We start from the raw sequence: 21,280 nt of genomic DNA on the forward strand, positions 1-21,280 counted from the left end.
GGACAATACGCCCAGGGTCCCGGACGACGGGACGATCACGCCCCCCGACGGCTCAGCTGAGCAGGGCGCGGATGTCGGCAGCGGACAGGTGGGGGTCGCCGTCGGCCCGCAGATCGGCGCCCGCCACGCCGCCGCCGGCCGGACCGAGGACCGCGTCGAACAGGGCGGCCTTGCCCGCCTTGAGCGCCATGACCTTCTCCTCGACGGTGTCGGCCGAGACGTACCGGTAGACGACGACGGTGCGCTGCTGGCCGATGCGGTGGGCGCGGTCGACGGCCTGGTTCTCCGCGGCCGGGTTCCACCACGGGTCGAGCAGGATGCAGTAGTCGGCCTCGACCAGGTTCAGCCCGAAACCACCGGCCTTGAGGCTGATGAGGAAGACGGGCGCGGTCCCGGTCCGGAACCGTTCGATGACCGCCGGGCGGTCGCGGGTCGAGCCGTCCAGCCGGCAGCACTCGATGCCGGCCTGTTCCAGTTCGGCCTGCGCGCGGTCGAGGAAGCTCGTGAACTGGCTGAACACCAGCGTCCGATGCCCGCCGGCGGCGATCTCGGTGACGTGCTCGACCAGCCGGTCGAGCTTGGCCGACCGCGGTGGCGTCCGCGTGTCCGGCGGGATCACCCCGTCGACCAGGGACGGGTCGAGGGACAGCTGCCGCATCCGGGTGAGCGAACGCAGGATCTCCAGGCGGTGCGCCCCGCCGCCCTCGTCGGCGGCCAGCAAACCGAGCACCTTGCGCCGTTCGCGCTGCAGCTGCCGGTCGTACAACCGCCGGTGCCCGGGGGTCAGCTCGAGGTGCAGCACCTGCTCCTGCTTGGGCGGCAGGTCCGGGGCCGCCTCCTCCTTGGTCCGGCGGAGCAGGAACCGGGCGATCCGGCGGCGCAGCTGGGCCAGCCGTTCGGTGTCCCCGCGTTCGGCGGGCTGCCGGTAGTACTCGTCGAAGGCGTCCGGGTCGGCGAACAGGCCGGGCACGGTGATCGACAACAGCGCCCACAGTTCGCCCAGGTTGTTTTCCAGCGGGGTGCCGGTGACGGCGAACTTCACCCGGGCCGGCAGCCGCAGCGCGCAGTCGTAGGCCTGTGACGTGCGGTTCTTCACGAACTGCGCCTCGTCGAGGATCAGACCGGACCACGGCAGGGCCCGGTACTCGTCCTTGTCCAGCCGGAACAGCGCGTACGAGGTGACGACGATGTCGGCCCCGTCGACCGTCGCGGCCAGCGAACGGCCGCGGCGCCGACGACCGGCCGCGACGACCCGCACCTGCAGGCCGGGGGTGAAGGCGGCGGCCTCGGTCGCCCAGTTCCCGACGACGCTGGTCGGGGCGACGACGAGGAACGGACCGGCCGCCGGGTCCCGGCGTCGGGCGGCCGCGATCATGGCCAGGGTCTGCACCGTCTTGCCCAGGCCCATGTCGTCGGCCAGGATCCCGCCGACCCCGGCCTCCTCACGGCGCCGCAGCCACTGCACCCCGGTGCGCTGGTACCCGCGCAGGGTGGCCCGGAAGTCGACGTCGAGGTCCTCGAACGCGGTCAGCTCGGCCGGGTCCTTTGCGGCCAGCCCACCGAGTTGCTGCTGCCAGCGCAGCGCCTGCCGGCTGAGCAGACCGGACGCGACCAGTTCGGCCCAGCGGGTGCCACCGTCGCCGGCGAACCGGACCTGCTGACCCGGCAGCTCGTACAGGCCGCGGGACTCCTCGATGAGCTGGCGCAGCGGACCCCACTGCTGTGCGTCGAGCGGGAAATAGGTGCCGCCAGGAGTGACGGCCACGTCGTCGCCGCAGGCCAGGGCGAGGAACACCGACTCGAACGGCACAGGCTCGTCGTCGACCAGGACGGTCAGATCGAGATCGAACCAGTCGGCGCCCGTCGGGTCCCGCGGCTCATCGGACGGTGAACCGCCGAGGTCGATCTGCACCGGGCCGGTCGCGGGACGGTGGCCCGGTGCGGCGCCGGTCTCCTCGGTGATGAGCCGAGGGTCGTCACGCAGTACCGGCCACTGCCGGTGGACGAACTCGGCGGCCGCCAGACCGGTGAGTTCGGTGGTCGGCGCCGGCAGGTCGGCCGAGTCGTCCGACAGCAGCACCGCCGGGACGAGCCCGTCGCCGGCCAACGCGGCGACCAGTTCCTGCAGCACGCCGCGTTCCGCCGGGCGCGCGGTCAGGGCGTCCCAGTTCCGCCACTCGCCCGACCGCGGATCCTGCCAGTCCCACCGGACGGTCACCCGGGGCCGCAGGTGCGCTCCCGCGGCGTGCCGCGCCGTCAGCCGGAGCCGGGGCCGGTCGGGGTCGGGCAGAGCGACCGTGCCGTCCGGGCTGGCCACGGCGGCGACCCGACGCAGCCGGGGCAGGAAAGCCTCCAGGAACCGGTCGGCGTCGGCCGCCGGGATGGTCATGGATGCGGCGCGGGCCAGGGCGGACAGCGCCGTGGGCACGACGCCGGCGACCGGGGCGAGCAGCAGCCGGCCGTCCGGACCGCCCCCTTCCGGCCAGGTCAGGACACCGGCGACCGGGTCGCCGAACCACCGGAACCGGGTGGGCCGCAGGTGCTCGCCGGCCAGCGACAGGCCCGTCGTCACCGTCAGGTCCCCGGTGTCGTCGGCGCGGACGACGTCGGTCCACAGAGTGGCCGGTTCGGTGCTGATCTGCACCGGCCGCAGGCCCTGCGCGGTGACGATCTCGACCCCGGCGAGGGCGGCGGCATCCAGCAGGGCCCACAACCGGCCGCCGCGGTCGGCCACGTCGAACCACCCGGAGACCTGACGCGGCGCGGCCAGCTCGGCCAGTTCGTGCAGGGCCGCGACGTGGTCCGGGGCGTACCGCAGCGCCGCGCCCGACGGCAGCAGATCCGTCCAGGTCACCCCGGTGCGGATCCACCGTCCGTGGGCGCCGCGGTGAGCCGGCCGCAGGGCGATGCGGGCGGTCCCGGCCGCGCCGGCCGCCCCACCGGACCGGCTCCGGGCGGCACCGCCGCCGAGAGTGATGTCGACCAGCAGGGCCAGAGGCTGGCCGGCCGAGCGGACCGGTCGAGGCAGGGCGAGCAGCCCCCGCAGCGACCGCTCCCACTCCGGCGCGGGATCGACCGCCGGCCCGTCCGCCTCCGGTTTGCGGCCCGGGCCGCGACCGCCCCAGCGGCGTTCGGTCAGCGACGACAGCAGGTCGCGGGTGAGATCGGATCCCTCCGGCGCGTCCGGCTCGAAGGGATCGAGCTCACCCCACGCCGAGGGCTCCTCGGCCGCCCACCCCTCGCCGTCGGCCCACCAGGAATCGACCGTGGACCCGTCGGCGGTGTCCGGCTCGTCCGTCGCGTGAAGCTCGTCCTCCTCCCGCGCCAGGTGACTGATCAGCACGGCCACCGCGTGCTTGCAGTCCAACCCGACCGGGCACGTGCACTCGCCGGAGAAGGACCGGACCCGATCCTGGGCGTCGAGCGCGAACGACACCCGGGTGCGGTAGGGCCGCGCCCGGGTCCCGCGGACGGCGGCGACCAGCTCCCCGGGGCCGGACGACTGGATGTGCACGGCGTCGCTGAAGGCCAGGGACCGACCGCGGGCGTACGTCGCCGCCCCGACGATCCGCAGGAACTCCGCGTCGATGACCCGCAGGCCGGGGCGGGGCGTCGACCGACGGGCGGCGGCGGAACCGATCGCCCGGACACGGCTGGGCGGCCAGGATCCGGACATCGACGTCACCTCCCGGGGTCGGCCCCCGGGCGGCGCCGGGGGTCGAGTGGGACGGTAGGACGGACCACCGACAGCGGGAAGTCGCCACACCGCAGCAGGCCCCGGACCAGCCCCGATACTGACGGACAGTCAGCGCGGCGGGCGGCGGGATCAACCGAGGGTCAGCACGACCTTGCCGGTCGAGGATCCGCCGTCGACATCGGTGAACGCCTCGCGCACCTGCTCCAGCGGGTACGTCGCGGCCACCCGGACCGTCACCGCACCGCGGGAGACGGCGGCGACCGCGTCCACCAGCGCGTGCTCGAATCCGGGTTCGCCGCCGGTGCTGACGTGCACGTTCGGGCCGCTCGCCGCGAAGTCGGCGATGGTGACGATCGGGCCGCCGTCGCGCACCAGCGTGAGCGAGCCCTCGACGACCCCGCGGCCGGCGGCGTCGATGACCGCGTCGACCTGGTCGGGGCCGTCGGGGCGGTCCAGGACCGCGCGGACCCGCTCGACCCACCCGTCGCCGTAGACGACGGGCACGGCCCCGAGGGACCGCAGATAGTCCTGGTTGGCGGCCGATGCCGTGCCGATGACGGTGGCCCCGCGTTCCACGGCGAGCTGGGTGACGAAGGAGCCGACGCCACCGGCGGCCGCATGCAGCAGCAGCACCTGCCCGGGCTGCAGGTCGACCAGGCCCAGGGTACGGACCGCGGTGGTGCCGACGACCCCGATCGCCGCCCCCGTGACGTCGTCGACGTGATCGGGCAGCACCACCAGTTTCTCGGCGGTCGCGAGCACGAAGTCGGCGGCCGCCCCGGTGGCCTGCCCGACGACCCGCTCGCCCCCGGTGAACAGGTCGGAATGGCCGCCGAAGCCGTCGATCACACCGGCGAAATCGGTGCCGACCCGTCGGGGCCGCGTGATCGGCTTCCCGCCGGACATCGCGCCGCTGCGCACCTTGCTGTCGTACGGGTTCAGGCCGGCGGCGGTCACCCGCACCCGGATTTGCCCGGGTTCGGGTTCCGGCCGCGGGACGTCGACGACGTTCAGGACCTCCGGCCCTCCGTACGACTCGAACACGACGGCTCGGGGCATGGCTTCCTCCTGGTTGCGTGCGCCGGTCACCTGACCCGGTACCGCAGGAGTACCACGACCCGGACGGATGCGATCGGGTCGCGGGCGGTGGAACCGCGACGGGCTGGGAAATGAAGGGGCGGGCGGTGCTGCCGATCCGCTCCTACGCTGGGCGTCCTGACCGGGGTCCGGCCAGTTCCCCGCCGCAGTGGATCGGAGCCGACATGCGCATCCCCGGACCGGGTGACGTCCTGAAGTTGGCCGGGGCCGGTTACGAGGCGGCAGAGCGGACGATCGCCCTGGTGCCCCGGCTGGTCGCGATGGTCGCCGAGGTCGGCACCCTGCTGCTGCGGGTGCAGGTGCTGCTGTCCGAGGCCGAGACACTGGTCCGGCGGGCGGCGGCCGCGGTGGACCGGGTGGACGCCATCGAGGACAGCACCGAGCAGGTGCTGGCCCGGACGACCGGCATCGTCGACCAGGTCGACGGCGTGATGGTCCGGGTCGAGGAGGTACTGGACGGCACCCAGTCGGCGATCCGCCGGACGTCGGGGATCCTCGCCGCGACCGAGGGGGCGGTGTCCCGCACCGGCGGCATCCTCGACAGCACCGAGACCGCCGTCTCCCGGACCGGCGGGATCCTGGACTCCACCGAGAACGCGGTCGGCCGCACCGGGCACATTCTGGACTCGACCGAGGGCGCGGTCGCCCGGACGGACGGCATCCTCAACCGCACCGACGGCCTGGTCGATCAGACGGCCGGCCTCACCGCGCAGGTGCAGCCGCTGCTCGACCGGTTCGTCCCGCTGCTGGACCGGCTCCACCCGCTGGTCGCCAAGCTCGTCGACACCACGAGCGATCGGGAGATCGCCGCGGTCATCCAGCTGGTCGATGCGTTGCCGACGATCGTCGACAAGCTCGACGCCGACATCCTGCCGGTGCTGGACACCCTGGCCACCGTGGCCCCCGACCTGCGCGACCTGCTGGACGTCTCCAAGGAACTCAACGAGCTGATCGGATCGCTGCCGGGGCTCGGCCGGGTCAAGAAGCGCATCGAGGAGCAGCAGCGGGCCGAGGACGAGTACCGGGCGGCCGAGCAGCCGCCGTCGGCGCCGGGTCGGCGGTCGGTCCACCTGTTAGACGATCACGACCAGGCGGCCCACTCCGTCGACGGCCGGTCGGACGGGACCCGCAACGCCGAGCTGGTCGACCGGTGAGCCCGGCAGCTGTGACCGAGGCCGACCTGGTGCATCTGCGCCGGTGCGTGGAGCTGGCCGGTGCGGCGTTGGCCGACGGCGACGACCCGTTCGGGTCGGTGCTCGTGCTGGCCGACGGCACGGTGGCGGCCGAGGACCGGAACCGGACGGCCGCCGGTGACCAGACCCGGCACCCGGAGTTCGAGCTGGCCCGGTGGTCGGCCGAGAACCTCCCGCCGCCGGAGCGTGCTCGCGCCACGGTCTACACCTCCGGCGAGCACTGCCCGATGTGCTCGGCCGCGCACGCCTGGGTCGGTCTCGGTCCGATCGTCTACGCCGGTTCGTCGGCGCAGTTGACGGCGTGGCGGTCGGAGTGGGGCGCGCCGCCGTCGCCGGTGGCTCCGCTACCGGTGGGCGCGGTGGCCCCCGGGGTCGCTGTCCGCGGTCCGGCGCCCGAACTGGCCGACGACCTGCGGGCGTTGCATCGGCAGGCCTTCGAGCGGATCGGCTGACCGGAGGTCAGGCGTCGGTCGTGACGGGTTGCCGGGGCCGGGTGCCGAACATGATCGCGGCGATGACGAACCCGCCGACCGCGATGATCGCCAGCGCGACGAGCGACATCATCAACGGCTCGGCGATGAACCAGGCCGGGACCCGGCGGGTCCGCACAGCCAGCACGCCGACGAACGCGCCGATCAGACCCAGGTAGGTGCCGACCATGAACCCTCGGTGCCGGTCGATGCGGCCGCGGCGGGCCTGGACGACGGCCATGATCACGCTGAACGTGGTCCAGACGGCCAGCGCGCGCAGGAAGATGTCGATGGGGCTGTCGTAGCCGCCGAACAGCCACGACCCGAGGGCGACGTAGAGCATGAGGCCGACCCAGATCCGGCCGACGGCCCTGTGCGGTGGGTCGCCCTTGGCGGTGCGCAGGAACTGGAAAGCGCCGAGCACCAGGGCCAGGCTCGCCGCGATCGCGTGCAGGGCGATGAGCCACGTCCAGGCGGGCAACATGCCCGAATCCTAGGTATCCGCGAGGATCGACCGCACCGTCCGGGCGGCTCGCTTCCCCGAAACGAGGGCACCCTGGATCGACGGGGTGTCGATGTGGTCCCCCGCGACCACGATCCGGCCGTCGGCGCTGGTGACCAGGTTGGGTGACCGCAGCGGGGTGCCGGGCGGGAACGTCGGCAGTGCGGCGTGGATGACGTCGACGCGCAGCAGCTCCCAGCGGTCGGTCGGAGACCCGTAGACCCGGGCGCACTGGTCGCGGACGGCCCGTTCCAGGGTGGCGTCCGTGCCGAGCACGGTCGCGGCCACCAGATGCCCGTCGGAGGCGTAGGTCGGGGCCACGTTGCTGACGACGCCGGTGTTGACCAGCGGCCCGTCCGCGTCCCCGTCGACGTGCAGGATCGCGCTGTCGGTCGGCGCCTCGTCGGCCCGGAACCAGAACGTGGTGAGTGCCTTCGTCGGCCGCGCCGGCAGGTGCAGCCAGGTCCGGGCGGTGGCCGCGTCGGTGGCGACGACGACGGCCTTCGCGCTGATCGGGCCCTGAGCCGTGTCGACCCGGTCGGGGCGGACGTCGGTGACCCGGGTGTTCAGGTGGAGGGTGCCGGCGGGTAGCGCGGCGGCCAGCTGGTCGGGCATCGCCTGCATCCCGGCGGCGGGCAGCGACGGGGTGCCCCGCAGGAACGCGCGCAGGAACAGTTCGCCCAGGCGGCGGGACGTGGAGAGTTCCCGTTCGGCCAGCACCCCGGCCAGGAACGGACGCAGCACCCGGTCGGTGACGGTGCGCAGCCCCCGCCGTTCGAGCTCGTCGGCCAGCGTCCGGTCGGTGGCGTGTTTGATCCGAGACGACGGCCCGTACCCGACCGGCAGCGCCCAGGCGACGAGCGCGAGCCGTTCCTTCAGCGAGGCGATGGGGGCGGTCAGGTCCCCGGGCAGCGACGACGGCAACCGCAACGGGTCGCCCAGCGTGTGCCGCTTCCCGCCCATCGCCACCACCACCCCAGCCTGGAACGGCCGCAGGTCGAGCGCCTCGAGGTCCAGCACCCGTTGCGCCTCGGAGTACGACGGGTTGAGCAACTGGAACCCGCGGTCCAACCGGAACCCGTCCACCAGATCGGTCCGCACCCGCCCGCCCGGCGCGTCGGCCGCCTCGACCACGGTGGTCTCGATACCCGCTTCGGTCAGGGCCTTCGCGGTGGCCAGGCCGGCGAGACCAGCGCCGACCACGACGACATCGGAACGGGAAGGGGCGGTCACGTTACGGAAGGTACGGCAGGCGCGGCACGGTGGGGGCCGGACCGTATTCGCCATCGACATGCTGTTGGACGGGGCCGGACCGGCACAATTCGTTATCAGCTATCTTTATGTGTATCCGTTTTGTGTCAGACCGAGGGTGGTGGCGATGGCGGCGGTCAGGCCGGGCTCGGCCGAGGAGGCCGGTATGTCGCGCAGCGGGCTGTACCGTGCAGCGCACGAGGGGCGGTTGAAGCGAATCGCTCGTGGGATCTACCTTCCGGCGGATGCGGACGCGGCGGACTGGGATTGGATCGAGGCCGCGACTCGTCGCTCGGATGCCACGATCTGTTTGGCGTCGGCGCTCGCTCATCATGACCTGACCGATGCGATCCCCGCGGCGTTGGACGTCGCGATCCCACGGGGGTCGCGCATACCGGCGAGCGATGGCGCTATCGCTTGGCATCAGTTCGATCAGGCCACGTTTGACATCGGCCGGAAGGAGATCCTGATCCCGGGCACGGGTCAGACGGTCGGTATCTACTCGCCCGAGCGGTCGATCGCGGACGCGTTCCGCCTGCGTGGAGAGGTCGGATACGAGCTCGCACGGGAGGCAGTGAAGGAGTGGCTGCGCCGCGGCGGGAAACCTACTTCGCTGATGGAGATCGCCTCTCGCCTCCCCCGGGCGAAGTCTCCCGTCCTCCAAGCGCTAGAGGCATTGGGATGAGCCCAGGCGATGAGGCGTTCCGCCGCATCCAGTCCGCGGCACGGTCGGCAGCGGCGAAGACCGGAGTCGCTACGCCGACGCAGGAGTATTTGATCCGGCACACGCTGGAGTCGTTCCTGGATCGTCTCTCTCGCACGGCGCATGCCGATGACTTCGTGCTCAAAGGCGGGATTCTGCTGGCCGCTTACGGGGTGCGGCGCCCGACGAAGGACGCCGATGCGAACGCCATCGGAGCAGACGTCACCGCCGGTCACCTCATCGACGTCGTCCATGACCTCGTCGCGGTCGAGACCGATGACGGGGTGGTGTTTGATCTCGACTCGGTCAGTGTGCAAGAGATCCGCGAGCACGCCGCCTACCCTGGACTCCGGGTCCGGCTCGGTGTGTCGATCGGGCCGTGGAAGGGCGCGGCCGCGTGGGATGTCTCCACCGGAGATCCGATCGTGCCCGCCCCCCGCAAGGTGCGCATCGATCGCATCGTGGGCGACCCGTTCGTGCTGCTCGGGTACGCGTCCGAGACCACGATCGCCGAGAAGGGCGTCACCATCCTGGAGCGGGGCATCACCAGCACGACGTGGCGCGACTACGTCGACATCGTCCAGCTTGCCCGGCAAGGAATCGATGCTGACGAGCTGCTCCGCTCTGCGCAAGCCGTGGCCCGCTACCGCAACGTTTCCCTCGAACGCATCGCACCGCACGTTGCCGGCTACGGACAGATCGGCCAGGCCAAGTGGGCTGCCTGGCGTCGCAAGGAGCGACTGGAAGCGGTGTGCGAAGCGGACCTCGACCAGCAGATGGCGCTGGTGGCCTCGTACCTGGATCCCGTGTTCAGCCACGGTGACGCCGTGCCTCGCAGATAGCGCGCGAACAGCTTCTGGTGGAGACGAGGAGAATCGAACTCCCAACCCCCGCCTTGCAAAGGCGGTGCTCTGCCAATTGAGCTACGTCCCCGGGCCTGGATCCGAGGATCCAGATGCGGTTCAGGCGGTGGTGCGGGGCGGTGCCGGGGTGGAGGTGGCCTGGTCCCAGAGCGCGGCTTCGGCGGCGGCGGCCTGTCGGCGGCGGACCACCACGGCGGCCAGGGCGCCACCGGCGGCCAGCAGCAGAGCGAGCTTCTTCACGGGACACCGTCCTGGTTGTCGCGGGCACTTCCGGGTCCGAGGCTACCGCTGGACGTCCACACCGACGATGGCGGTGGGGGGAAGAGAACCGAACGGGACCACGTCCCGCCGAGCCGAACTGTGTGGTGGGCCTAGGAGGACTTGAACCTCCGACCTCTTCCTTATCAGGGAAGCGCTCTAACCGCCTGAGCTATAGGCCCGCACTACTTCGCACCCTCCGGACCAGCCGGAAGCAGCGACGAACGAGGTTACCCCAGAGCGCGATCAGCTCCCAAATCGGTCACCGTCCGGATCGGCCCAGTAGGCCAGATGCGCACGGTGCAGGAACCCGTCGACCCAGGCCCGGTCGGGCTGGTCGGGCACCCGCGGCGATCGGTTGAGCGACTCCAATTCGGCGGCCACGTCGTCGATGCGACGCACCACCTGCTCCACCGGCACCTCGCCGCGCCGCACTGCCCGCAACTCGCCGAGCGCCGGTTCCGGCACCGGCAGCGTGATGCGCCCGGTCCTCAGCAGCTCGACGCCCTGGAATCCCAGACGGAGCGCGTGCATGGCGAACTTGGTGTCGTACCCGTGCGCGGCGACCAGCTCGGGCCGGTTCGTGCGGGCTCCGGCGCCGACCATCGACGCCCGCTGGGAGGCCAGGTACCCGAGGAACCGGTCGCCGGCCAGACGGGAGACGAAGCGGTGCCCGTTCTCGACGAGCTCGCAGCCGACGGTGTCCCGCACGACCACCTCCTCGTCGGGGACGAAGAGCACCAGCAGCACGGTCGGATTGCCGGCCAGGGCCAACCGGCACCACTTGCGCAGCGAATAGACGACGACGTCGAGATCGCCGGCCCCGGACCGGTTGGCCAACCCGCCCGGCCGGTCCCACACGGTGTGCCGTTGGTACTGCTCGAACGCCACGGTCCCCGGCTGACCCAGCGCGGCACCGTCGTCCCCGGACCCGTCGGGTGGCGCCTCGGCCCGGACCCCGGCCGGCACCCGGGCCAGACCGGTGACGAACTCGGCCGGTTCCAGGCAGATCCCCATCTCGTCGCGGTCGTCCTGGCCGCCGATCGCGGTGCCGTGCACGCCGGACCCGACCTGTACCCGCAGGATCTGCCCGCGTTCGGCCAGCCGGCGGGCCGCCTCGGAGGCGTGCGGGTGGTCGTAGCCGGGCGGCAGGGTGCGGTCACCCCGGATGACCCGGGCCGGTCGGCCGGTCACAGCCGCGGGTCCACGGGCTCGGACTCCAGAGCCAGCACCGCGAACGCGCACTGGTGCACCCGCCACAGCGGCTCCCCGGCGACCAACCGGTCGAGGCCCTCCAGGCCGATCGCGTACTCCCGCAGGGCCAGCGAGCGTTTCGCTCCGACCTGCCGGGACCGGAGCCGTTCGAGGTTCGCCGGCTGCCGGTACTCCGGCCCGTAGATGAGCCGCAGGTACTCCGGCCCGCGCACCTTCAGACCCGGCTGGACGAGCCGTCGACCGTCGGGGGTGCGGGTCAGGTTGCCGGCCGGTTTGACGACCATCCCCTCCCCGCCGGCAGTGGTCATCTCCTCCCACCAGGTCACGGCAGCCGCCGCGGACTCCGGGTCGGCCAGGTCGACGACCCGCCGGTCCGTGCGCACGCCCAGCTCCGGGTCCGTGGCGACCAGCCGGTCGGCCACGTCCAGGTGCCAGGCGTGCGGGCGGTCGGCGAACGTCGCCCCCTCGGCGGCCAGCACCTGGAACACGGCGACCCCCACCCCACCGAGACGGTCCGGGTCGGTGTCGGCGCGATATCGCCGGTAGGCGTCCCGGAAACCGGCGACGTCCTCGACCCGTCGACGGGTGCGGTCCAGCAGGTCACCGACGTCCAGACCCGCCGCGGCCGCCTGCTCGAGCGCGGCCACCGACGCCGGCAACGCCACGCCCGCAGCCGCGGCCACCGACGCGTACTGCTCCCGGATCAACGGCTCGGCCTTCACGCTCCACGGCAGGATTTCGGCGTCCAGCACCAACCAGGACGTCCCGAGTTCGGCGAACAGCCCCGCCCGCTCGGCGGCCGCCCGCATGCGGTCGACCAGCAGCGCCGTCCGCTCGGGGCCGAAGAACGACCGACCGGTCCGCGTCCACACCGCCCCGTCCGGCACCCCGAACCGCTCGGTCAACGCACCCTTCGCGGCACCGATCAGCAGCGTCGCCCGGGAGCCCATGTGCTTCTCCTCGGCGACCACCTGGCCCACCCCGGCCTCCCGGAACGTGGCGAACGCCTCGTCCGGGTGCTCCAGCAGACCCGGCCGCGACGACGTCGTCACCGGGCTCATCGTCGGCGGCAGGTACACCAGCGCCCGCGGATCGATGGCGAACCGGCTCATCACCTCCAGCGCGGCCGCCGCCTGCTCGGTGCGCACCTTGACCCGCCCGGCGTACCGGGTGTGTACGCCGCGATTGCCCAGGACGTCACCGATGTGCAGGTCCTGCGGGTCCCGCCGCTCCGCCGGCGCCTGGTCGACCGGTAGCGCGGATTCCGTGACCGCCTCGACCGGCGGAACCAGGTCCGGCGCCTCGATGGGAACAACCTCGGGTGCGTCCATCGGCCGCAGACCCGGGTGCACCGGGAACGGCCGGCTCGGCTCGTGGTGCACGGCCAGCGCCGGCACCGCGACGAGCTCGCGCTCCGGGTACCGCAGCGCGGTCAGGTGCCCACCGAAGACGCACCCGGTGTCCAGGCACATCGTGTCGTTCACCCAGGTCGGCGCGGCCACCGGCGTGTGCCCGTAGAGCACGGTCGCGCGGCCGCGGTAGTCGCGGGCCCAGTCACCGCGGACCGGCAGCCCGTAGTCGTCCCGGGTGCCGTCGACCTGCCCGTACAGGCAGAATTCGCGCACCCGCTTGGACGCCCGGTTCTGGTAGCGCTCCAGCACCCCGGCGTGGGCGACGGCCAGCCGACCGCCGTCCAGCACGTAGTGCGAGATCAGCCCGTCCAGGAAGGTGCGGACCTCGGCCTGGAGTTCGGCGGACTCCACCCTCAGTTGGTCCAGCGACTCGGCCAGGCCGTGCGACACCGTCACCTTCCGGCCCGCCAGCGCCCGGGCCAGCTTGTCCTCATGGTTGCCGGCCACACAGAGGGCGTGCCCGGCCGCCACCATGCCCATCACCAGCCGCAGCACCCCCGGCGTGTCCGGCCCCCGATCGACCAGGTCGCCGACGAAGACCGCCCGCCGCGTCGGGTGCGCGGCGTCGACGGCGCGGCCGTCCTCGTCCCGGGTGATCGCGTACCCGAGCCGGTCGAGCAGCGTCTCCAGCTCGGCCCGGCACCCGTGCACGTCGCCGATGACGTCGAACGGCCCGGTCTCGTCCCGCCGGTCGGTGCGCAGGCGCTCCCGGCGGACCGTCGTGACCGCATCGACCGCGGCGGCCGAACGCAGGAAGTGCACGCCGCGGAACCCTTCCCCGGACAGCCCGCCGCGCTGTTTCATCCCCCGGCGCAGCTGGTCGTGCTGCCGGCGCACCACGTCCGCGCCGAACGGCCGGTCGGTGCGGGCGGCGTGCCGGGTCAGCAGGTCGTCCATCGGCAGGTCGAGGACCACGGCGATCGGCAGCACGTCGTGCGCCTTGGCCACGGCCAGCAGGGACGCCCGGGCCGCCGGCTGGACGCTGGTGGCGTCCACGACGGTCAGCCGACCGGCGGCCAGCCGGAGCCCGACGATGGTGTTGACCAGCTCGAACGCGGCCGCGGTGGCGTCCTGGTCGTTCTCGTCGTCGGCGACCATCGCCCGGCAGGCGTCGGACGAGACGATCTCGGTGGGCCGGAACAGTCGACGGGCAAACGACGACTTCCCCGACCCGGTGACCCCGATGAGGATGATCAACGCGACCTCGGGGACGGTGAGCACGGTCGGGTCGCTCGGTTCCGGAGTCGACCCGCGGCCCGGTGCGGTCCGGTTCATCGCGACACCTCCCGGGTGAAGACGGCCAGTTGGGTCGGGGCGCCGACGAGCTCGTCCACCGGCCCCACCGGGCGGCGGGTGACGGTGTAGCCGTGGACGGCGGCGACGCGGTCGGACCAGGCCGTGAACTCGGCGCGGGTCCATTCGAAGCGGTGGTCCGGGTGCCGTCGGCCGCCGGCGACCAGCGCCGGGTAGTGGACGTTGTACTCGACGTTCGGGGTGGTGACGACGACCGTCGACGGCGCCGCGTCGGCGAACACCGCCCGTTCCAGGGCCGGCAGCCGGTCGAGGTCGACGTGTTCGACGACCTCCATCAGCACGGCGACGTCCAGACCGGTCAGCCGCGGGTCGCGGTAGGTCAGGGCCGACTGGAAGAGCCGGATCCGGTGCTCCCGGCCCGGCGGCGGGTCGCCATGCCCGGGCCGATCAACCCCGTCGGCGTCGAACCGGTCGAGCCGGTCGGTGACGGCGTCGTCGTCCAGGTGGAGCCGGCGGGCGGCCGCGGCGAGCGCCCCGGCCGACACGTCGGTGGCTACCACCCGTTCCACGCCCGGCAGCGCGGCGAGGTCGGCCACCAGGGCCCCGGAGCCGCATCCGAGGTCGCCGACGACCCGCGGCCGCGCGGCGCGCACCGCATCCAGCACGGCGGCGTGGCGCTGCTCCCGCAGCCGTCCCTTCGCCGCGACCGAGTCCGCCTCGGCCGGTCGACTTGTCATACCCGCATCGTCGGCCCCCTTCGGAACATGCGGGTATGACAAGTCGGCGCCGACCACCGACGGCGCACCGGCGGCGACCCGGTGGGCCCCGTCGAGTCGTTCCCGGGCGTCCCGGGTCAGATCCCGTTGCCCGGCCAGGTAGCGGCGGGTGATGAAGTCGCGCTCCGGGTGGTCGGTCAGCCAGCCGGAGCCGGCCCGCACGAGCTTGTCGACCTCGGCCTCGTCCACCCAGTAGTGCTGGCCACCGTCGAGCACCGGCAGCAGGACGTACAACTGACGGAGGGCGTCGGCGAGCCGCAGCGTCCCGGACAGCCGCACGGAGACGACCGGTGCGGCACCCCAGTCCGGAACGTCGGGATCGAGCGGCGGCGCCGTGGCCTCGACGGACCAGCCGAGCGGGGTGAACAGTCGCCCTACCAGGTCGACGTCCCCCGGGAGCGCCGGAACGCCGATCTCCAACGGCAGCGGGGTCGCGGCGAGCTCCGGCCGGAGCTTGCAGACGCCGGCGGCGGCGGTGCCGAACACGCTCTGCAGCGCGACGGCCAGCAGGCTGGACGCCACGTACGGCCGGTCGTTGACATACCGACCGAGCGGGAAGCCGGTGTCGCCCTCCCGACGTCCGCGGACCAGGGCGATCGGGTCGACCTCGAGCAGCAGCGCCGCCGTGCACCGGACCTCGTCGGCCTGCGGATAGAAGACGTGCGCGGTTCCACTGGACTGCGGGAACGACTGCACGCGACCGGGGTGCTTGTGCAGCAGGAAGCCCAGGTCGGTGGCCGGTCGGTGCGTCGTGGTGATCGTGAGGAGCACGAGGAGCCACTCTGCCGGACCGGTGTTCGCAACGCCGGTCAATTAGCCCGGTGGTGGCGCACCGGTCCGCCAGGACGACGACAGCCGACCCGCTGTCACCCCGGTAGGCATGACGGCGGATCGGCTGCGGTCGTTCAGGTGGAGCGGCGTCAGTCCCGTTCGCCCAGGGTCAGCTCGACCCCGCCGGACATGGCGGCGGCCGCGTTGTAGACGAACGCCCCCACGGTGGCCAGCAGCGTGAACAGCACGATGTTCACGGCGCCACCGACCGCGGTGATGCCGAACACCCACAGCGGGGTGATGAGGTCGGTCTGCCCGGCCGCGGCGGTGTCCGGCGACGAGGTCAGCGTCGAGAACGTGTCGTTGATCTTCGACCAGACGCTCATCGCATCCAGCGTGTAGTAGAGGATCGCCACGGCGATCATCCACACGAAGAACATGACGACCGAAACGATGAGGCTGATCTTCAGCACCGTCCACGGGTCGACCCGCTTGAGCTGCAACGACGCCAGCCGCGGGGGCCGGCGCGGGGTCTTCGGCCGGCGGACGTCCGGTCGGCTCGCGGCGGTCCGGCCGGTCGGACCGTTGGGTCCGTTGGGTCCGACGTGCTGCGGCGGGGCCAGACCCGGACCGCCGTTGCCGTCAACGGACGGCTCGGGACGCGCGTGGCTGCCCCGGGACCCGTCGGTCACCGCGCCGGGCCCACCCGCAGGGCGGGCGTCACCCCGCTGCCCGGCGTCCGGTTCGGCGACGTCGTCGCGGACCTGGCCCGACCCGGCCCGGGACGAGCCGGGCTGCTGCCGGGCGTTCACGACGACTCACCCCCGCTGCCGGGCGCCGGATCGATGGCCGCCTCCAGCACCTCGTCGGCGTTCCGGGCGATGGCCACGAGGCTGTCCCCCTCGGACAGGTTCATCAGCCGCACTCCCATCGTCTGCCGCTTGGCCTTCCGGACCTCACGGGCCTGGGTCCGGATGACCCCGCCCCCGGAAGTGATCGCGTAGACCTCGGTGTCCAGGTCGACGATCAGCGCGCCCACCAGCTTGCCACGCCGACGGTCGTACTGGATGGTCAGCACGCCCTTGCCGCCGCGACCCTGGACCGGGTACTCGTCCATGTCGGTGCGCTTGGCGTAGCCGCGTTCGGTGGCCACCAGCACCTGGCCGCCCTCGCGCGCGACCTCCATGGACAGCAGCTCGTCGCCCTCGTTGAAGCGCATGCCGAGCACCCCGGACGTGGCCCGGCCCATCGGGCGGAGCGCCTCGTCGGAGGCGTGGAAGCGGATCGACTGACCCTCCGCCGAGATGAGCAGCAGGTCGTCGGTGGCCGAGCACAGCACCGCGCCGACCAGCTCGTCGTCCTCGCGCAGGTTGATGGCCTGCAGGCCACCGGACCGGTTGGAGTCGAACGCAGTCAGCTCGCTCTTCTTGACCAGACCGCCCTTGGTCGCCAGCACCAGGTACGGCGAGACGGCGTAGTTGCGGATCTGGATGACCTGGGCGATCCGCTCGTCCGGCTGGAAGGCCAGCAGGTTGGCGACGTGCTGACCGCGGGCGTTGCGGTTGGCCTCCGGCAGCTCGTACGCCTTCGCCCGGTAGACCCGGCCCTTGTTGGTGAAGAACAGGATCCAGTCGTGGGTGGAGGAGACGAAGAAGTGGGCGACGATGTCGTCCTGCTTCAGCGCCGCGCCCTGCACGCCCTTGCCGCCGCGCTTCTGCGCCCGGTACAGGTCGGTCTTCGTCCGCTTGGCGTAGCCGGTGCGCGTGATGGTGACGACCACGTCCTCGACGGCGATGAGGTCCTCGACCGAGACGTCCCCGTCGTAGGGCACCAGCCGGGTGCGCCGCTCGTCGCCGTGCTTCTCGACCGCCTCGGCCAGCTCGTCACGGACGATGGCCCGCTGCCGCTCCGGCTTGTCGAGGATGTCGCGCAGGTCGGCGATGACCAGCTCGATCTCGGCCAGGTCGTCGATGATCTTCTGCCGCTCCAGGGCGGCAAGGCGACGCAGCTGCATGTCCAGGATCGCGACGGCCTGGATCTCGTCGACGTCCAGCAGCGCCATCAGGCCCGACTTGGACTCCTCGGCCGACGGCGACCGCCGGATGAGGGCGATGACCTCGTCCAGCATGTCCAGGGCCTTGACCAGGCCACGCAGGATGTGGGCCCGTTCCTCGGCCTTGTTGAGGCGGTAGCGGGTGCGCCGCTGGATGACCTCGATCTGGTGGGCCACGTACAGGCTGATCATCTGGTCCAGCCGCAGGGTGCGCGGCACCCCGTCGACGATCGCCAGCATGTTCGCGCCGAAGCTGGTCTGCAGCTGGGTGTGCTTGAACAGGTTGGCCAGCACGACCTTGGCGACGGCGTCCCGCTTGAGCGTGACGACCAGCCGCATACCGACGCGGTCGGACGACTCGTCGGCGATGTCGGCGATGCCGGCGATCTTGCCGTCCTTGACCAGGCCGGCGATGTTCTCGACCAGGTTGTCCGGGTTGACCTGATAGGGCAGCTCGGTGACGACCAGGATGGTGCGACCGCGGGCGTCCTCGTCGGTGTTGACGACGGCCCGCATGCGGATCGAACCGCGGCCGGTCTTGTAGGCGTCGGCGATGCCGTCGCCGCCGACGATGAGGCCACGGGTCGGGAAGTCCGGCCCCTTGATGAACTCCATCGCCGCCTCGAGGAGTTCCTCGGCGCTGGCCTCGGGGTGTTCGAGGTACCAGGTGACGGCGGCGGCCACCTCGCGAAGGTTGTGCGGCGGGATGTTGGTGGCCATGCCGACCGCGATGCCCGACGAGCCGTTGACCAACAGGTTGGGGATCCGCGACGGCAGCACCGTCGGCTCGGTGGTCTTGCTGTCGTAGTTCGGCACCATGTCGACGGTGTCTTCGGTGATGCCGTCGAGCATCAGCATGGCCAGCGGCGTCAGCCGGCACTCGGTGTACCGCATGGCCGCGGGCGGGTCGTTGCCCATCGAGCCGAAGTTGCCCTGGCCGTCGATCATCAGATAACGCAACGACCACGGCTGCGCCATGCGGACGACGGAGTCGTAGATCGGGCTGTCGCCGTGCGGGTGGTAGTTGCCCATCACCTCGCCGACGACCCGGGACGACTTGACGGTGCTGCGGTCGGGGCGGAAACCGGCGTCGAACATGCCGTACAGCACCCGCCGGTGGACGGGCTTCAGACCGTCCCGCACGTCGGGCAGCGCGCGGCTGACGATGACGCTCATCGCGTAGTCGATGAACGACCGCTGCATCTCCTGCTGGATATCGACCGGTTCGGTGCGGTCGTGTTCTCCAGTGGTGGGTCCTGTCACGGAATGCCTACCTCCGAGGCGGCGGAGTTCCCCGTCCGTGCGAGCCGATCACTCGGCCGGCCGGGGATATCCACATGTGGATGATCACTGTGCATAGCTTTGCGCTCCACGAAAGAGCGGCGCCGAATCACCGGATGGATACCTGGAGATCATTTCCCGGTCACCCAGGGGATTCGGCGTGACCCTCACAGGTCGAGGAACCGCACGTCCTTGGCGTTCCTGGTGATGAACGACCGTCGCGCTTCGACGTCCTCGCCCATCAGCACCGAGAACAGGTCGTCGGCCTGGGCGGCGTCCTCCAGGGTGACCTGCAGGAGCAGCCGGTGCTCGGGGTCCATCGTGGTCTCCCACAATTCCTTGGCGTTCATCTCGCCCAGACCCTTGTAGCGCTGGACGCCCTCGTCCTTGATGAGCCGGCGGCCGGCCTTCTCGCCCTGGGCGATGAGGCCGTCCCGCTCGCGGTCGGAATAGGCGAACTCGTGGGCGCCCTTGGTCCACTTCAGCTTGTACAGCGGCGGCTGCGCCAGATACACGTGCCCGGCCTCGACCAGCGGCCGCATGAAACGGAACAGCAGCGTCAGCAGCAGCGTGCGGATGTGCTGGCCATCGACGTCGGCATCGGCCATCAGGACGATCTTGTGATAGCGCAGCTTGGCCAGATCGAAATCGTCGTGGATACCGGTGCCGAGCGCCGTGATGAGCGACTGGACCTCGGTGTTGCGCAACACCCGGTCGATGCGGGCCTTCTCGACGTTGATGATCTTGCCGCGGATCGGCAGGATCGCCTGGAACATCGAATCCCGGCCGGACTTGGCGCTGCCACCGGCGGAATCACCCTCGACGATGTACAGCTCGGACTTGCTCGGGTCGGTCGACCGGCAGTCGGCCAGCTTGCCGGGCAGCCCGCCGATCTCCAGGGCGCCCTTGCGTCGCACCAGCTCACGGGCCCGCCGGGCTGCGTCGCGGGCCTGCGCCGACGAGACGGCCTTGCTGATGATGACCTTGGCCTCGGTGGGATTGCGCTCCAACCAGTCGGCGATCCACTCGTTGGCCGCCGTCTGCACGAACGACTTGGCCTCGGTGTTGCCGAGCTTGCCCTTCGTCTGCCCCTCGAACTGCGGTTCCCGCAGCCGGATCGAGATGATCGCGGCCAGACCCTCCCGGACGTCACTGCCGTCCAGATTCGAGTCCTTTTCCTTCAGCAGCTTCTTCTCGCGCGCGTACTTGTTCACCGTCGAGGTCAGTGCGGCGCGGAAACCCTCCTCGTGGGTCCCGCCCTCGTGGGTGTTGATGGTGTTCGCGAAGGAATGGACCGACTCGTTGTAGGAGGAGTTCCACTGCATGGCGACCTCCACCTCCATGGTGTCGCCCTTCACCTCGAACCCGATGGTCGACGGGTGGATGGGGTCCTTCTTCGAATTCAGATGCTTGACGTAGTCCACCAGCCCGCCGGGGTAGTGGAACGTGCGCTCCAGCGGCTTGTGCTCGGAATCGCTGGCGTCGTCCTGCGCGGCCGACTCCGCGATGGCCGATTCGGCCGCCTCGTCCAGGTCGGCGGTCTTGCGCTCGTCCCGCAGCGTGATGGTCAGGCCCTTGTTGAGGAAGGCCATCTCCTGCAGGCGGCGCGAAATGGTCTCGACGTTGTAGGTCGTCGTCTCGAAGATGTCCGGGTCGGCCCAGAAGGTGACCGTGGTCCCGGTGTGCGAGCTCGGCCCGCGCACCTCCAGCGGCCCGGGCTTGGCCCGGGTGTATTCCTGATGGAACGACTTGCCGTCCCGCTCGATGTCGACCATCAATTTGAACGACAACGCGTTGACGACCGAGACGCCGACCCCGTGCAGACCACCGGACACCGCGTAGGAATCGGAATCGAACTTGCCGCCCGCGTGCAGGATGGTCAGCACGACCTCGACGGTCGGACGCTTCTCCTTGGGATGGATCTCGGTGGGGATGCCACGGCCGTTGTCGGTGACCGACACCCCGCCGTCGGCCCGCAGCACGACCAGCACCCGGTCGGCGTACCCGGCCATCGCCTCGTCGACGGCGTTGTCCACGACCTCCCACACCAGGTGGTGCAGACCGCGCTCGCCGGTCGAGCCGATGTACATGCCCGGGCGCTTGCGAACCGCCTCCAGGCCCTCCAGCACGGTGATCGATGAGGCGCCGTACTCGTTCTTCTTCGCCACGATGTGTCGTCTCGTTCCTGCTCGGTCCGGCACCGGCGTGGCCGCGCCGCCGGCTGGCGGTGTGCGGATGGTCACGCTGGTGCATTCGGGTGGACGACCTCGCGAGTGGGGGCCGACGACCGGGGAGAGCGACGACGGACAGGACCACGACCCGGCGTCGGGAGCCGATGAGGTCGGGGATGTCCGATCGCTCAGCGGCCGTTTCAGCGCCGTTCGCGGGGGTATCCCTGTCCATCCTACCGACGAACACGCCCACAGGAGGGCAATAGCGGCCTCTGATGCGGCCGTGGCGTCCCGGATTTCCCCCGGGTCGAG

15 protein-coding genes and 2 tRNA genes are annotated in these 21,280 nt (G+C 71.6%); 4 read left to right on the forward strand and 13 right to left on the reverse strand.

Annotated elements, in window-relative coordinates; translation table 11 throughout:
* Window positions 1-52: 52 nt before the first annotated feature.
* Both FDO65_RS19230 and FDO65_RS19235 read right to left on the reverse strand, forming a co-directional pair.
* On the reverse strand, window positions 53-3,676 hold the full coding sequence (locus FDO65_RS19230; protein ID WP_137451350.1) for a DEAD/DEAH box helicase: 3,624 nt from the start codon (window positions 3,674-3,676) through the stop codon (window positions 53-55).
* A 150-nt stretch (window positions 3,677-3,826) separates the two neighbouring features.
* Window positions 3,827-4,756: an NADP-dependent oxidoreductase gene (locus FDO65_RS19235; RefSeq protein ID WP_137451351.1), complete on the reverse strand. Its 930-nt coding sequence runs from the start codon at window positions 4,754-4,756 to the stop codon at window positions 3,827-3,829.
* 203 nt (window positions 4,757-4,959) lie between these two features.
* On the opposite strand from FDO65_RS19235, the gene FDO65_RS19240 reads away from it, so the two are divergent.
* On the forward strand, window positions 4,960-5,949 hold the full coding sequence (locus FDO65_RS19240; protein WP_137451352.1) for a hypothetical protein: 990 nt from the start codon (window positions 4,960-4,962) through the stop codon (window positions 5,947-5,949).
* Window positions 5,946-6,440: a nucleoside deaminase gene (locus FDO65_RS19245; protein WP_240757722.1), complete on the forward strand. Its 495-nt coding sequence runs from the start codon at window positions 5,946-5,948 to the stop codon at window positions 6,438-6,440. Before FDO65_RS19240 ends, FDO65_RS19245 begins: the two co-directional genes overlap by 4 nt.
* A gap of 7 nt (window positions 6,441-6,447) precedes the next feature.
* On the opposite strand, the gene FDO65_RS19250 is transcribed toward FDO65_RS19245, so the two are convergent.
* Entirely contained in the window at window positions 6,448-6,942 is a 495-nt protein-coding gene (locus tag FDO65_RS19250) for a DUF2306 domain-containing protein (RefSeq protein ID WP_137451353.1), read from the reverse strand.
* A 9-nt stretch (window positions 6,943-6,951) separates the two neighbouring features.
* Window positions 6,952-8,193: an NAD(P)/FAD-dependent oxidoreductase gene (locus FDO65_RS19255; RefSeq protein ID WP_166442297.1), complete on the reverse strand. Its 1,242-nt coding sequence runs from the start codon at window positions 8,191-8,193 to the stop codon at window positions 6,952-6,954.
* Between the two features lie 145 nt (window positions 8,194-8,338).
* On the opposite strand from FDO65_RS19255, the gene FDO65_RS19260 reads away from it, so the two are divergent.
* Together FDO65_RS19260 and FDO65_RS19265 are read left to right on the forward strand one after the other, a co-directional pair.
* Window positions 8,339-8,896: a type IV toxin-antitoxin system AbiEi family antitoxin domain-containing protein gene (locus FDO65_RS19260; protein WP_137451355.1), complete on the forward strand. Its 558-nt coding sequence runs from the start codon at window positions 8,339-8,341 to the stop codon at window positions 8,894-8,896.
* The gene (locus FDO65_RS19265; protein WP_137451356.1) at window positions 8,893-9,756 is read left to right on the forward strand and encodes a nucleotidyl transferase AbiEii/AbiGii toxin family protein; all 864 of its coding nucleotides are present in this window, start codon (window positions 8,893-8,895) and stop codon (window positions 9,754-9,756) included. Before FDO65_RS19260 ends, FDO65_RS19265 begins: the two co-directional genes overlap by 4 nt.
* Window positions 9,757-9,771: 15 nt before the next feature.
* On the opposite strand, the gene FDO65_RS19270 is transcribed toward FDO65_RS19265, so the two are convergent.
* From FDO65_RS19270 to gyrB, 9 genes are all read right to left on the reverse strand, one after another.
* Window positions 9,772-9,847, reverse strand: a tRNA-Ala gene (locus FDO65_RS19270).
* 29 nt (window positions 9,848-9,876) lie between these two features.
* Entirely contained in the window at window positions 9,877-10,017 is a 141-nt protein-coding gene (locus FDO65_RS22320; protein WP_166442298.1) for a DLW-39 family protein, read from the reverse strand.
* A 123-nt stretch (window positions 10,018-10,140) separates the two neighbouring features.
* Window positions 10,141-10,217: transfer RNA gene (locus FDO65_RS19275), tRNA-Ile, on the reverse strand.
* Between the two features lie 64 nt (window positions 10,218-10,281).
* Window positions 10,282-11,229: a nucleotidyltransferase domain-containing protein gene (locus tag FDO65_RS19280; RefSeq protein WP_205850175.1), complete on the reverse strand. Its 948-nt coding sequence runs from the start codon at window positions 11,227-11,229 to the stop codon at window positions 10,282-10,284.
* The gene (locus FDO65_RS19285; RefSeq protein ID WP_137451357.1) at window positions 11,226-13,937 is read right to left on the reverse strand and encodes a polynucleotide kinase-phosphatase; all 2,712 of its coding nucleotides are present in this window, start codon (window positions 13,935-13,937) and stop codon (window positions 11,226-11,228) included. Before FDO65_RS19285 ends, FDO65_RS19280 begins: the two co-directional genes overlap by 4 nt.
* Window positions 13,934-15,463, reverse strand: a complete 1,530-nt coding sequence (locus FDO65_RS19290) for a 3' terminal RNA ribose 2'-O-methyltransferase Hen1 (RefSeq protein WP_137451358.1) — start codon at window positions 15,461-15,463, stop codon at window positions 13,934-13,936. The genes FDO65_RS19285 and FDO65_RS19290 overlap by 4 nt, the downstream gene beginning before the upstream one ends.
* Window positions 15,464-15,612: 149 nt before the next feature.
* Entirely contained in the window at window positions 15,613-16,275 is a 663-nt protein-coding gene (locus FDO65_RS22960; RefSeq protein ID WP_240757723.1) for a DUF3566 domain-containing protein, read from the reverse strand.
* Entirely contained in the window at window positions 16,272-18,779 is a 2,508-nt protein-coding gene (gyrA, locus tag FDO65_RS19300; protein WP_137451359.1) for a DNA gyrase subunit A, read from the reverse strand. Before gyrA ends, FDO65_RS22960 begins: the two co-directional genes overlap by 4 nt.
* Before the next feature lie 185 nt (window positions 18,780-18,964).
* Complete coding sequence (gyrB, locus tag FDO65_RS19305; RefSeq protein WP_137451544.1) at window positions 18,965-20,968, reverse strand: DNA topoisomerase (ATP-hydrolyzing) subunit B; 2,004 nt, start codon at window positions 20,966-20,968, stop codon at window positions 18,965-18,967.
* Window positions 20,969-21,280: the final 312 nt, after the last annotated feature.

The sequence above is a fragment of the Nakamurella flava genome (genome assembly GCF_005298075.1).
Classification (GTDB): Bacteria; Actinomycetota; Actinomycetes; order Mycobacteriales; family Nakamurellaceae; genus Nakamurella; species Nakamurella flava.